This window comes from Halarchaeum nitratireducens (genome assembly GCF_017874695.1).
Classification (GTDB): domain Archaea; phylum Halobacteriota; class Halobacteria; order Halobacteriales; family Halobacteriaceae; genus Halarchaeum; species Halarchaeum nitratireducens.
The window spans coordinates 64,014-76,884 of sequence record NZ_JAGIKY010000001.1; the positions used below are offsets into that span (position 1 = coordinate 64,014).

Consider the following 12,871-nt stretch of genomic DNA (forward strand, 5'->3'; position numbering starts at 1 on the left):
TATATATCGCTCCGAGCGGCCGCGGTACTCGGTATCGCTCACCGCGCCCGGTCGTCCGAGCGCTCTCATTCCCATTCAGTCTCAGTGGTACGGAAGGCTTAATGATGAGTCACGAATGATGTTCACGTATGTCCGAGCCAGAACTAGCACGTATTGGGCACGTCGCGCTCGAAACGGCTGACCTCGACGCGTCCTTAGAGTTCTTCGTGGACGCGGTCGGATTCGAAGAGGTCGAACGGGAGGACGGAACGGTCTACCTCCGCGCGGTCGACGAGTTCGATCACCACTCGGTCAGTCTGACGGAGGCCGAGCGAGCCGGCGTCGCTCACATCGGCTGGCAGACCCGTAATCCCGAGGACCTCGAAGCGTACGCGGACCTGCTCGAAACCGAGGAGGACATCGACGTGACGTGGGTCGACGCCGGCGAGGAGGCGGGACAGGGCGAGGCGATCCGCTTCTCGACGCCGCACGGTCACCTCTTCGAGTTCTACCACGAGATGGAGAAGCCCGATCCGCCCGCGGAACGGCGCTCGAAGCTGAAGAACAAGACGTACTCCCGGACGACAACGAACCCCGTCGCCCCCCGTCGGATCGACCACGTCCAGATCTGGGACGCCGACGCGCCGGGCTGTGCCGAGTGGCTTCAGGAGACCTTCGACTTCACGGTCCAGGAGTACTACGACCGCGAGGACGGCTCGCGCTGGGGGACGTTCGTGAGCTCGAACGGCAACAAGATCGAGGCCGCGGTCATCGACGACGAGGCGGAACAGCCCCCGGGACTCCACCACATCGCCTACAAGGTCGATAGCGCCGACGACCTCTTCGACGCCGCCGACGCGATGAACGAGCGCGGCGTCCCCACGGACGGGATCGGGCAGCACTCCATCTCCCGCGGGAAGTTCCTCTACGCGCGCGACGAGGAGAGCGGCCACCGCATCGAGTTCAACGCCGGCGGCTACCTCGTCTTCGACCCCAACTGGGAGCCCATCGCGTGGCAGGAGGGCGACCTCGAGGATCGCCAGTGGATCGGCCAGATCGAGTCGACGGAGCGCGTCCAGTACTGACACCCGACGGCCGCCTTCGGTTTTTCCGCACGCTACCCGCGTAGCGACGCCTCCCTTCCGTGAGCCGGTCCCCACTTCGACCATCCGAATATTCCGGAAAATATATCGGCATCAGTCACGGTAGTTACGGGTATGAGCGATGATCCCCGTTCGCTGACGACGATTCGGCGGGCGTTCGAAGTACTCGATGTCCTCCAAGAGACGAACGGGGCCGGCCCGACCGAGCTCGCAAAGCGCATGGACCTCCCCAGCAGCACGATGTACGACTACCTCCGGACGCTCCACGAGACCGGCTACGTGACGCGGGAGGACGGGGAGTACCGACTCAGCCCTCGGATATACACGATGGCCGGGCGGATGAAGCACCGCGATCGGCTCTTTCAGACCGCGAAACCGGAGATGAAGCGCGTGGCGAACGACACGAACGAGCTCGTCGGGCTCACGATCGAACACGACGGCCGGGGGCTGATCCTCCACCAGGAGGAGGGTCCCCAGGCGCTGAATCTCGGGACCTATCCGGGCGCGATGACGCCCCTCCACACCCACGCGTCCGGGAAGGTCATCCTCGCGTACCTCCCGGACGACGAGGCCGAAGCGCTGTTGCGCGACGGGCCGCTGGCGGAGCGCACGGAGCGGACCGTCACCGACCCCGACGCGCTCTGGGCCGAGCGCGAACGCATCAAGGAGCGGGGCTACGCGGTCGACTGGGACGAGCAGGTGATCGGGATGGGCATGATCGCGGTCCCGATCCTCATCGACGAGCGACTCCACGGCGCGTTGAACATCGTTGCCCCCTCGGGACGCGTACAGAACGAGTCGTACCAGGAGGAACTCCGTCAGAAGATCGAGGAGTCGGTCAATCGCATCTCCATCAACTATCAGTACGGCGGTTCGGGGACGCCCCGCGAGCCCTGATCTCTCGGAGCATTTCGGACGCTCTCGAATCCCTCTCGTCGACGTCCGTACCGGCGGAATCGGTGGACCGTCGCCCGATCGCGGTTGATTAGATTCCCCAAAGACGCACTTCTTTACGAGAATATATTTGTAAATATACGCCGGGAGATGTCACGCAATATCCGATACTATCGGATACTGTGCTGGGCGCGGACGAGCGGCTGAGCCGGGGAGACGCGCTGGGCTGTGGCTACGCGGGGCGACGCGGGCGCACGGTTCCGAGAGACGGGAGAAAACGGCCGGCTGACGGTTCGCACGCGGTACGACGACGCAGAACCGTTACTCGATCGCTTCTTCGAGCGGATCGCGCACCTTGTCGGGGATGACCATGCTTTGTTTGTTCTTGTCGACGCAGACGTGTTGCTCGTGGCCCTCGAAGGCGATCTCGCCGTCCTCGTGGCGCGCCGTGAAGTCGAACCCGAGGCTCTTGGTGCCGATGTCCGGTTCGACCTCGATGCTGATCGTGTCGCCGACGAACACCGGCTTCCGGAACTCCATGTCCATCGCCACGAGCGGCAGGTCCATGTCGAACTCGTTGACGTCCATGTAGGAGATCCCGATGCTCTCCATGAACTCCTCACCGGCCTCGTGCATCGCGTCGACGAGACGCGGGTAGTACGCGATTCCTGCCGGATCGACCTGCCCCCAGTGACACTTCCATTTGTGCTCGAACATCACCCGGAAGATGACGGTTATACACAAATCCCTTTCGGTGCCGCCGCCGGCGTTCCCCACCAGTTCGGTCGTGCGTCGCCGACGGAGTGTCTCGCCCGAGCGACTGGACGCTGACGGCGAGACGCGCCGATACTCCCGTTGATCCGAACTCTCAAACTATAAGTAATCGCAGGATTATCTATCGTTATATGCAACACGGGTCCGAGCACGACGTTCCCCCGATTAGCGACCTCTCGGCCATGGCAGCGGAGAACAACCCGAAGGGGACGGCGTTCGGGAGCGGAGTCGAAGGACGGACGATGACGTGGGAGAAGTTCGACCGGGAGAGCAACCGGGTGGCGAACGGACTCCGGGAGTACGTCGCGCAGGGGGACCGGGTAGCGATGTTGTGTCAGAACTCCCTGGAGCACGTCTCGCTGTGGAACGGGGCGCTGAAGGCGGGGTGTACGGTCTCGAACCTCCACATCCGGGCGTCGCCGAACACGGTCCAACACTGCATCGACGAACTCCGCCCGCGCGTGCTCGTCGTCGACGAGCGCACTGCCGAGTTCTTCGAGGAGCGCGTCCGCGAGAAGATCACCACCGACCTCGCCGCCGTCATCACGCTCGCGGAGCCGCAGGCCGACTACGAGCAATCGAAGGCCGACCTCGTCGAGGGCCAGTCCGCCGCCGAACCCGACATTCGCGTCACTGAGGACGACCTCGCCGCCGTTCTCTGGACCTCCGGCACGACCGGCCAGCCAAAGGGCTGGTGTTTCACCCACCGCGCCCTCTACCTCCGCGGCAGCACGCTGGTCGATGTCGCGGAGGTGAATCGCTCGTCGCGTCAGCCGAACACGTTCACGCCGTCGTTCGCCGCGTGGTATTCGGTGATGCTCCCCGCGCTCGTCTCCGGCGCCGAGACCCATTTCCTCAGCAACTGGGACGCCGAGACCTACCTCGACATGATCGAGACGCACGAACTCACCACGGGGATGCTCGTCCCGACGATGTGGCGCGAGATCCTGCGCTCGGACGCGCTGGCGGAGCACGACGTCTCCTCGCTCGAAGCGATCACATCCGCCGGCGAGGTGCTGGACGCCACGACGCTCCGCAACCTCCGCGAGAACCTCTGCTCCGAAGTGAAGAACATGTACGCGGCGACGGAGTCGTTCTCGACGGTGATGCAGAACGCGGAGCTGAACGAGGAACGCGTGGAGAGCGTCGGGAAACCGGTCCCGGGCGTTCGCCTGCGCATCGTCGAGGAGGGCGGGTCGTACGACGACATCGTCCCGCAGGGCGAAGTCGGGGAGCTCGTGATCAACGCGCCCGACGCACCGGTGTGGGCGTGGGGCGACACCCCGAAGACGGATGAGTCCTTCGAGGACGGCTGGTGGTACTCGGGCGACCTCGGCTACCGCAGCGAGGACGGCTTCATCTATCTGGAGGGCCGCAGCGACCTGATGATCCTCTCGAAGGGCATCAAGGTCTACCCCGCGCCCATCGAGGAGCGCCTCAACGAACACCCCGGCGTCGAGGAGGCGGCGATCGTCGGCGTCACAGACGAGGAGTACGGCGAGAAGGTCACCGCCTACGTCAACCGCTCCGACCCGAGCGTCACCGCCGACGACCTCGACGACTGGTGTATCGCCAGCGACAACCTTTCACGGATGGAGCGCCCGCGAACGTACCATTTCGTCGACGAGCCCCTCCCTCGCACCGCCACCGGAAAACTCGACCGCCTCAGCGCCAAGCAACTCGGCGACGGCGAGTAGCGCCCGACGCTCTCTCCCCTGCTTCCGGTATCCACTCGTTTCGCGCGACCGCCGTCGTCCCCGGCCGCCGGCATCGTCGAGGTGTCGGCCGCCGCTCCGGTCGCTCTCTCGATCGACCGCCCGTCCACCATCACGCACTATTATTATATTGTCACGAGCGAACGTACCCCGAAAGCATTAACCTCCCCGAAAGATAATGGACGGACCAGTGATGCTCACACAGATGCTTTCGTCCGCCACTCCGGGACGGCGGGCGGACGAACGCTCCCCGCTGGGTCGGTGGTACCGTGCTCTCTATTGAGGGGCTGACCAAGGAGTTCGGTTCGCTCGTCGCCGTCGAGGACTTGAATCTGGAACTCGAACCCGGCGAGATCCACGGGCTCATCGGTCCGAACGGCGCGGGGAAGACGACGACGATCAACCTCATCACCGGCGAGCTCTCCCCGACGCGCGGAACGATCACGTACAAGGGGGAGAACATCGCCGGTCGATCGCCGACGGCCATCGCCAACATGGGGATCGGTCGGTCCTTCCAGGTCGTCCAGTACTTCCCGGAGATGACGGTTAGAAAGCACCTCCGGCTCGCGGCGCGCGACTCGAAGCGGACGGTCCTGAGCGCGTTCACCCCCCAGGAGGACTACACCGAGGAGATCGAGGAGGTCGCCGAGATCGCGCACCTGGACGGCGAACTCGACACCGTCGCGAAGAACCTCTCGCACGGCGAACAACGGTTCCTCGACATCGCCATGGTGCTCGCCATGGAGTCCGAGGTGATCCTCTTCGACGAACCGGCGGCCGGACTCAACCAGTCCGAGACCGAGGAAGTCCGTCAGATCTTCGAGGAGATGCGCGGCGACTACACGATGCTCGTCATCGAACACGACATCGACCTCGTGCGCGCGCTCTCCGATCGCATCACCGTCCTCCACAACGGTTCCATCCTCACCACCGGGTCGCCGGACGACGTCGTCGCTAACGAGACGGTGAAGGAGGTGTACCTCGGTGAGTGACCTGCTCTCCGTCGAGGAGTTGAACGCCTACTACGGCGAGAGTCAGATCCTCTTCGACGTCTCCATCGACGTCGGCGACAACGACGTCGTCGGCATCTTCGGCCGGAACGGCATGGGGAAGACGACGCTGCTCGACAGCATCGTCAACCGCATCGACCGCAAGACGGGCCGGATCGTGTACGATGGCGAGGACATCTCGGAGTGGGAGACCCACGACATCATCCGGGACAAGATCGCGTACGTCCCCGAGGACCGCGAGATCTATCCGGCGCTGACCGTCCGCGAGAACCTCGAACTCGCCGCGCCCCGTGACATCGACAAGGCGACGCGCGAGGAGCGCTTGGCGGAGGTCTTCGAGCAGTTCGAACGCCTCGGCGAGCGCCAGTCGCAGCGCGGGGGAACGCTGAGCGGTGGCGAACAACAGATGCTCGCCATCGGTCGCGCGCTCGTCACCGACCCGGACCTCCTCCTCCTCGACGAACCGACGGAGGGGCTCGCGCCGACGATCATCGACGACGTCATCGACATCCTCGAGGACCTCGTCACCGACGACCGCGCGGTGCTGATCGTCGAGCAGAACATCACGCGGATGCTCCCGCTCATCGATCGCGGCTACATGATCGAGACGGGCCGCATCGTCGCCGAGGGCGACGCGGCGCTCCTCGACGACGAGGAGCTACAGGACGAATACCTAACGGTCTGAGGGACGGCCGCACGCCGCTATCGCGGCAGTTAACAGAAGACATAATATGGTGTGGCATCACCTCTACCCCAATACGAAAGATAATGACTATCGAAACCACCTCGGACGGCGACGTCGGGACACGGACGCTCGTCGCTCCACCCCTCGTGAACCACTGATGGACAACGACACACAACCCACGCCGTAATGTACGAGCTACCACTCCTCACGTCGAGCGAGTTCGTCACGTACCTGTTGAACGGCATCAGCCAAGGAATGATCATCTTCCTCGTCGCGAGCGGCCTGACCCTCATCTTCGGCCTCATCGGGCTCATCAACTTCGCCCACGGGGCCCTCGTCGCGCTCGGGGGCTACGGGACGCTCCTGATCGCGGACGCGACCGGCAGTTTCTGGGCGGGCCTCGCGGGCGCGGTCGTACTGGTCGCCCTCCTCGGTCTCGTCCTCGAACGCAGCGTCCTCCACCGGGTGTACGAGCGCCCGCTTCTCGGTTTCTTAGGGACGTTCGGGATGTACGTCGTCATCGAGGAACTCCTCTCCTTCCGGTTCGGTGATCAGGCCCGACAGATCGCCGCGCCGTTCCCCGGCTCGGTGAGCGTCATGGGCGCGTCGTACCCGAAGCATCGCCTCCTCATCATCCTCGTCGGCGCCGTCGTCGCCATCGGCATCGGCGCCCTGCTCTCGTACACCCGCCTCGGAATGGAGATCCACGCGACCGCGACGGAGCCCGAAACGGCCGAGATCCTCGGTGTCGACTCCGCACACGTCTACACCCTGACGTTCGTCATCGGGGCGTCACTCGCGGCACTCGCCGGCGGCCTCACGGGGCCCGTGACGTCCGTCTCGCCCGGCATGGGCATGAGCTACATGATCCTCGCGTTCCTCGTCATCATCGTCGGCGGTATGGGGAGTTTCAAAGGGTCGCTGCTCGTGAGCCTCATCGTGGGTCAGATCACCGCGTTCGGCTGGCTGTTCCTCCAACCGACGTACGTCCGCCTCGGCGTCTTCGTCGCCGCGATGGTGTTCATCCTGTACAAGCCACGTGGCTTCTTCGGGAAGCCGGAGGTGTTCGAATGAGCACCGTCGCCGAACTCCGGCGTTACTTCACGGAGACGAGGCGGTGGCTGCTCGTTCCGGTCGTCCTCCTGGCGATCCTCCCGCTCGTCAGCGAACAGCACCTCCTCAGCATCGCCACGCAGGCGATCATCCTCGGGCTGTTCGCCATCTCCGTCGACATCGCGCTCGGTTACGTGGGGCTGTTCACGCTCGCTCCCGCGGCATTCTTCGGGATCGGCGCGTACTCGGTGGCGAAACTCGTCGTCGACTACGGCTCGTCGTTCTGGCTCGGCTTCCCGGCCGCGATCGTCCTCGCGGCGGTGATCGCGCTCCTGATCGGCTACGGGCCGATCAAGCGCCGGATCGGACTCGTCTACTTCGTCCTGTTCACGCTCGCGTTCGGCGTCCTCGTCCACGACTTCACCTACACCACGACGTGGCTCACCGGCGGGTCGAACGGGCTCGGCTACCTGACCGCGCCGACCGTGTTCGGGATCGACCTCTCGCAGACCGTCCCCTACTACTACTTCGCGCTCCTCGGCGTCGTCGTCGTCGCGGGGCTGCTCTACTGGATCCTCTCGTCGGACTACGGCGACGTCCTCCACGCGACGCGGCAGAACGAGGTCCGGATGCGGTACCTCGGCTACGACACGGACCGCGAGAAGCTCATCGCGTGGGTCATGTCCGCCACGGTGTCCTCCATCGCCGGCGCGATGTACGTGGCGACGGTCGGGATCGCCTCGCCGTCGCTCATGGCCTTCAGCCTGACCGGTGAGGTCACGATCTGGGTCGTCATCGGTGGCCTCGGTACCTTCTTCGGGCCGTTCGTCGCCGCGTTCGCCCTCACGATCTTCGAGTCCTACCTCGGGACGGTGATCCCCGAGGGGTACCTGTTGATCCTGGGCGCGCTCTTCATCGTCTTCGTCTTCGTCCTCCCGGACGGCCTCGTCGGCCTGCTGCAGCGCTGGCGCGACGGCGAGTAGCCGTCCCGCGCCTTCCCGGATACAGAAGCGTTATAAACTCGGGGCACGACTCGTAACCCACACCATGGCTAATAATAATGAACAGAGCTCGGTGCGACGGCGTCGGTTCCTCAAAGCCGCGGGAGCCACGGCCGCCGCGACCGCCCTCGCCGGCTGCGGCGGCGGTGGCGGCGGTGGTGGCGGTAACGACAGTGCCAAAATCGGTATCCTCGCCCCGCTGAGCGGCGCGACGCCGACGACCGGACAGGAGGTCCGGCGCGGGACGGAGATGGCGAAAGAACACCTCGGTGGGCAGATCCTCGGCTCCGATTTCGAACTCGTCGTCCGCGACACGCAGTCCACCCCCTCGGGCGCCCTCGAAGGCGCGCGCTCGCTCGTCACGCAGGAGGACGTCGACGCGATCATCGGCCCCTCGCTTAGCTCCTCGACGGCGTCCGTCGTCCCGTACATCAAGAACGAAGCGCAGATCCCGATCCTCCCGACCCAGGCGTCCGCCACGGAAGCGCGTGAAGGCGACAACTGTTCGGACTACTCCTTCTTCATCTGGCCGAGCAACCGGCACGCCGTCAGCGCCGGCGTCGACTTCATCAACGATCTGTCGGACCACATCGATCGGGACTTCGACCCGAAGCGGATGCACTTCTTCGCCGCCGACTACTCCCTCGGGCAGAACAACCTCTCGCTGCTGCGCGAGCGCCTCAGCGAGGAGGGCGGGGAGGTAACCGGGACGACGCTGGCTCCCCTCGGGACGCAGGACCTCTCTTCGTACATCTCCGAGCTACTCAACAGCGACGCCAAACTCATCACGGGCGTCATGCCGGCCAGCCTCGCCATCACGCTGATCAATCAGGCGCAGGACTACAACCTCAAAGAGGAGAAGATCCTCATGTTCAACTCCGGGAAGCCGGTCAACCAGATCGTTCAGGCCTCCGTCGGCGGCGCCGCCGACGGCTGGTACGGGACGACCTTCTACAACCCCACGAGCGACAGCGAGATCAACCAGACGTTCAAGGAGCTCTACCCCTCGGACAGCACGAGCCTCCTGCCGAACGCGCCCTGTGGGAGCGGCTTCGAGACCCTGCGCGCGCTCGCCAAGGCGATGGAGCAGGCGGGGAGCACCGACGGGGACGACGTCGTCAACGCCCTCGGCGGCCTGAACTGGCAGTCCGTCTTCGGCGACACGACCTTCCGCGCCAGCGACGGCCAGATCGAGGTCGACTTCATCGGCGCGACGCGTCAGAACACCGAGTTCACCCCGATGGAGGAGTACAGCGACGTCATTCCGCCGAACATGTGCTGATCCGCGCGCCGTCTCGCTGACGGGGCCACGCGGGACGACGTGTCGTTCGTCTCCCGTTCGCCGCGCGTCGCCGCCGTTTCCGCTCTTCGGCTTTTTTCGCTTCGCCGCGACGGATCCCCGGTCTACGATCGCGGTCCGAGGTACCCCCACGCTTGGAGGCGATCTCCGTCACCGTCCGTCCAGCGCTCGCCGATGTCGTCGCGGTAGTACATGTTCGGCATCACGATCCGGTCGATGCGCTCGTAGGCCTGCTCGCGGGCCCGCCGCATCGTCTCCCCCTTCCCGGTGACGACGAGGGGCATGCCGGACTCGCCGGCGACGCGCCACTGTCCGTCGACGTTCTTCGCGTCCTCCAAGTGGACGCCGTCGCGCGAGTCGTCGTCGAAGACGACCGCAGCGTTCCGCGAGCTCTCGTCGTACGTCTTCTCGTCGTCGAACGGGAACGGCGGGAGGACGATGCGCACACCGACCTGGTAGCCGTTGTGTACTTCGAGGATCGGGTCGTTTCCGTGCGCGAGATCGTAGAAGAACTGCCCCGTCGGGGATTCGAAGGACTCTTCCTGTAGGGCGATCGTTGGATACCCGAAGCGCGGCGTGAACTCTAAGGGGTAGATCCCCGTCTCGTTCACGATACAGTTGACGTCGATACTCCCGACGTACCCCTCCTCAGCGAGCCACCCTTCGAGCTTCCCCAGCGTCTCCTCGAAGAGCCTGTTCCGGCCGCCCCAGAACATTGACGTCCCCATCTCCCCCGTCGACGGGCCGATGTTTCCGGGGAAGAGCTTCTTGTGCTCGAAGTTGAAGTTGACCTGATCGATGAACCGATCGCCGTCGAAAAAGCCGCAGATGGCGACTTCGACGCCTTCGACCTTCCGCTGGAGTTGGAACCCCTTCATCCGGTGCCCCCACGCTTTCTTGTACGCCTTGAGCACGTCGACGACGTCGCTTCCGTCGTCCTCGTCACCGACGTAGAGGAGGCGCTTGACGTTCTGGACCTCGCCGAGCGGCTTGATGACGTAGGGTGCGGGGTTCTCCCGGACGTGCCGGATTCCCTCGTCGAAGTCGTCGAAGATGTGGTGTTCGACGGTGTTCACGCCGTGCGCTTCGAGGATCTCCATCGCGTAGCCCCGATCCTCCTCTAGGTGGTCGGTGTTGGGAGTGCCACCGACGACTGCTTTCCCCTGCTCGCGGAGTTCTTGTGCGAGCGCGCCGGTCCCGATGTCGGAGCCGACCCAGATGTCGTCGAAGACGATGACGTCCGCCCACTCCACTTCGGCCTCCCAGTCCTCCGTCTTCGGGACGAACCCGTCGCCGATCTCCTGATCGCTCTCCGCCTCGATGTAGTACTTGACGTCGTGGCCCTCCCGGTGGACCTGCCACGCAACGTCCGTGATGAGCGCTGCGTCGAGCGAGCAGAAGAGGAATTTCTTCGCTTCCATACTCTAGTCTCTGGCCGACGAGAGATAAAAACTGCTGCCGGATCGCTCCGGCCGCCGACCGGCGACGCGTCGATCGCCCCCGATCGGTGAGACGGCGAGACGAGAGCACTGGACGTTTCGGACGGCCATTCTGGGCTTCGGCACGCGACTCTCCGTCGTCGGGCGTGGGCTCTCTTCGCTCGACGGGCGCCCCGTCGGAACGCGGTCGACATCGGCTACACACCGGCCCGCCATCCCCCTTCCCTCGATCGATCGGGCGGCTCGTTCCGCGTCGGTTCGTCGCGTGACGATCGGTACCCGTGACGGTCCCGCCGCCCGAACCATCCACATTGGACATACTGTCTGAGTGTACTGCGCAGTATTACTGAATGGTGCGTTCTCGCAGACCGGTCGGTCGGAGCGTCCGGCGGGTTCGTCCCCCGAACCGTGGGATACACTTACATACCCCACCCACCAAGCGGTGAACGTGACGACGTCGTTCACGGCTGTCGACACCACGCCCCGCACGGACACCACTCTCGGCCGGTCCGTCCCGGCCGTCGTCCGCGACCGGCCTCTGTGGCGGTCTCGCGGAACCGACGGGGTGGTCGCCCGATGACGACCGCGACCGTCGGCGACGTTCGCTGTGCCGTCTGCGACACCGAGTTCGCCGTTCTCGACGACCTCTTCGATCACGACTGCGACGACGCGACCGGTCGCGCGCTCGCCGTCGCGGACGACTGATCGCCGCGACCGGTGATTTGATCCGCCCGCCGGGCGGACCCGATACCATGGAGTACACCAAACTCGGCGCGACGGGCGTTGACGTCTCGCGGCTCTGTCTGGGCACGTGGCGATTCGGCAAGGAGTCCGACGGCGTCGTCGAGACGGACCGCGAACAAGCCCACGACCTGCTCGACGCGTTCGCGGACGCCGGCGGGAACTTCATCGACACCGCGAACGGCTACGGCGACGGTCGCTCCGAGGCGTGGATCGGCGAGTGGCTCGACGAGCGCGACCGGGAGGATTACGTGCTCGCCTCGAAGGTTTACTGGACGCAGGAGTCGCGCTTCCAGGAGAACCTCTCGCGGAAGACGATCCGCGCCGAGATCGAGGGGACGCTCGATCGCCTCGGCACCGACTACCTCGACGTCTACTACATCCACCGCTGGGACGACGAGACGCCGATCACCGAGACGCTCGACGCGCTCACCGCTCTCGTCGATGCGGGCAAAGTGCACTCCCTCGGTGCCTCGACGATGGCCGCGTGGCAGCTCACGAAGGCTCTCTGGAAGGCCGATACCGAGGGCTACCAGCGCTTCGACGTCACCCAGCCGCTCTATCACGCCGCCTACGAGCGCGACGTCGCCGACTACCTCTCCGTCTGCGCCGATCAGGACCTCGCGGTCTGCCCGTATTCCCCGCTCGCCGGCGGCTTCCTCACCGGCAAGTACGAGCGGGCGGGGCAGGGGACGTACGACGTGAAGGCCCCGGAGGGATCGCGCGGCCAACTCGACGAGCTGTTCTCCGATTACTACGTCTCCGAGCGCGGGTGGCACGTCCTCGACGCGATCCGCGCGGTCGCGGACGAACTCGACGCGACACCCGCGCAGGTCGCGCTCCGCTGGCTCGTCGAGCGCGAGGCGTTCACCTGCGTCCCGATCGTCGGGGCGCGCACCACCGACCAGCTCGCCGAGAACCTCGGGGCCGTCGACATCTCGCTCTCCGACGACCAGCGCCGACGGATCCGCGACGCGCGTTACGACGAGAGCGGCGACTACTACGAGACCTCGGCCTGATTCACGCGGGGAGCGCGATCCCGACGGCGTCCGCCGCGCGTCCCGCTGGCCGGCCCGCCGACCGCGACGACGTCTCGCTTCGTCTTACCCCTCGCGCTTCTCCGCGTACCGTTTTCGCCGTGCTCGTTCAGTGCATGTCGCACCCCCGCCCGCCGAAA

General features: G+C 65.3%; 12 protein-coding genes. 10 read left to right on the forward strand and 2 right to left on the reverse strand.

Going from position 1 to position 12,871, the window contains the following annotated elements; genetic code table 11:
• Window positions 1-128 precede the first annotated feature (128 nt).
• Both J2754_RS00340 and J2754_RS00345 read left to right on the forward strand, forming a co-directional pair.
• The gene (locus tag J2754_RS00340; RefSeq protein ID WP_188877272.1) at window positions 129-1,064 is read left to right on the forward strand and encodes a VOC family protein; all 936 of its coding nucleotides are present in this window, start codon (window positions 129-131) and stop codon (window positions 1,062-1,064) included.
• Between the two features lie 132 nt (window positions 1,065-1,196).
• The gene (locus tag J2754_RS00345) at window positions 1,197-1,979 is read left to right on the forward strand and encodes an IclR family transcriptional regulator (RefSeq protein WP_188877271.1); all 783 of its coding nucleotides are present in this window, start codon (window positions 1,197-1,199) and stop codon (window positions 1,977-1,979) included.
• 318 nt (window positions 1,980-2,297) lie between these two features.
• Here J2754_RS00345 and J2754_RS00350 read toward each other — a convergent pair whose 3' ends face one another.
• Window positions 2,298-2,693 (reverse strand): acyl-CoA thioesterase, encoded by a 396-nt coding sequence (locus J2754_RS00350; protein WP_245332824.1) that lies wholly within the window; start codon window positions 2,691-2,693, stop codon window positions 2,298-2,300.
• A 188-nt stretch (window positions 2,694-2,881) separates the two neighbouring features.
• Here J2754_RS00350 and J2754_RS00355 point away from each other — a divergent pair, with 188 nt between their 5' ends.
• From J2754_RS00355 to J2754_RS00380, 6 genes are all read left to right on the forward strand, one after another.
• Window positions 2,882-4,447, forward strand: a complete 1,566-nt coding sequence (locus J2754_RS00355) for a class I adenylate-forming enzyme family protein (protein ID WP_211086371.1) — start codon at window positions 2,882-2,884, stop codon at window positions 4,445-4,447.
• A gap of 287 nt (window positions 4,448-4,734) precedes the next feature.
• Window positions 4,735-5,457: an ABC transporter ATP-binding protein gene (locus J2754_RS00360; RefSeq protein WP_188877267.1), complete on the forward strand. Its 723-nt coding sequence runs from the start codon at window positions 4,735-4,737 to the stop codon at window positions 5,455-5,457.
• A complete protein-coding gene (locus J2754_RS00365; protein WP_211086372.1) occupies window positions 5,450-6,160 on the forward strand; it encodes an ABC transporter ATP-binding protein in 711 nt (236 codons plus the stop codon). Before J2754_RS00360 ends, J2754_RS00365 begins: the two co-directional genes overlap by 8 nt.
• A 186-nt stretch (window positions 6,161-6,346) precedes the next feature.
• Window positions 6,347-7,234 carry a branched-chain amino acid ABC transporter permease gene (locus J2754_RS00370; RefSeq protein WP_188877264.1) on the forward strand — a complete coding sequence of 296 codons (888 nt, stop codon included), beginning with the start codon at window positions 6,347-6,349 and terminating at the stop codon, window positions 7,232-7,234.
• Window positions 7,231-8,196, forward strand: a complete 966-nt coding sequence (locus J2754_RS00375; protein ID WP_188877263.1) for a branched-chain amino acid ABC transporter permease — start codon at window positions 7,231-7,233, stop codon at window positions 8,194-8,196. Before J2754_RS00370 ends, J2754_RS00375 begins: the two co-directional genes overlap by 4 nt.
• A 64-nt stretch (window positions 8,197-8,260) precedes the next feature.
• A complete protein-coding gene (locus J2754_RS00380; protein ID WP_188877365.1) occupies window positions 8,261-9,496 on the forward strand; it encodes an ABC transporter substrate-binding protein in 1,236 nt (411 codons plus the stop codon).
• 122 nt (window positions 9,497-9,618) lie between these two features.
• Here the strand turns inward: J2754_RS00380 and J2754_RS00385 are convergent, their stop codons facing one another.
• Window positions 9,619-10,935: a phosphoribosylglycinamide synthetase C domain-containing protein gene (locus tag J2754_RS00385; protein ID WP_188877261.1), complete on the reverse strand. Its 1,317-nt coding sequence runs from the start codon at window positions 10,933-10,935 to the stop codon at window positions 9,619-9,621.
• 594 nt (window positions 10,936-11,529) lie between these two features.
• Here J2754_RS00385 and J2754_RS16380 point away from each other — a divergent pair.
• Together J2754_RS16380 and J2754_RS00390 are read left to right on the forward strand one after the other, a co-directional pair.
• Window positions 11,530-11,658 carry a hypothetical protein gene (locus tag J2754_RS16380; RefSeq protein ID WP_268238660.1) on the forward strand — a complete coding sequence of 43 codons (129 nt, stop codon included), beginning with the start codon at window positions 11,530-11,532 and terminating at the stop codon, window positions 11,656-11,658.
• 47 nt (window positions 11,659-11,705) lie between these two features.
• Entirely contained in the window at window positions 11,706-12,713 is a 1,008-nt protein-coding gene (locus tag J2754_RS00390; RefSeq protein ID WP_188877260.1) for an aldo/keto reductase, read from the forward strand.
• Window positions 12,714-12,871 lie beyond the last annotated feature (158 nt).

Coding starts and splice junctions, on each gene's coding strand:
- J2754_RS00340 (WP_188877272.1), top strand. CDS start 129: ATGTCCGAGCCAGAACTAGCACGTATTGGGCACGTCGCGCTCGAAACG.
- J2754_RS00345 (WP_188877271.1), top strand. CDS start 1,197: ATGAGCGATGATCCCCGTTCGCTGACGACGATTCGGCGGGCGTTCGAA.
- J2754_RS00350 (WP_245332824.1), bottom strand. CDS start 2,693: ATGTTCGAGCACAAATGGAAGTGTCACTGGGGGCAGGTCGATCCGGCA.
- J2754_RS00355 (WP_211086371.1), top strand. CDS start 2,882: ATGCAACACGGGTCCGAGCACGACGTTCCCCCGATTAGCGACCTCTCG.
- J2754_RS00370 (WP_188877264.1), top strand. CDS start 6,347: ATGTACGAGCTACCACTCCTCACGTCGAGCGAGTTCGTCACGTACCTG.
- J2754_RS00375 (WP_188877263.1), top strand. CDS start 7,231: ATGAGCACCGTCGCCGAACTCCGGCGTTACTTCACGGAGACGAGGCGG.
- J2754_RS00380 (WP_188877365.1), top strand. CDS start 8,261: ATGGCTAATAATAATGAACAGAGCTCGGTGCGACGGCGTCGGTTCCTC.
- J2754_RS00385 (WP_188877261.1), bottom strand. CDS start 10,935: ATGGAAGCGAAGAAATTCCTCTTCTGCTCGCTCGACGCAGCGCTCATC.
- J2754_RS16380 (WP_268238660.1), top strand. CDS start 11,530: ATGACGACCGCGACCGTCGGCGACGTTCGCTGTGCCGTCTGCGACACC.
- J2754_RS00390 (WP_188877260.1), top strand. CDS start 11,706: ATGGAGTACACCAAACTCGGCGCGACGGGCGTTGACGTCTCGCGGCTC.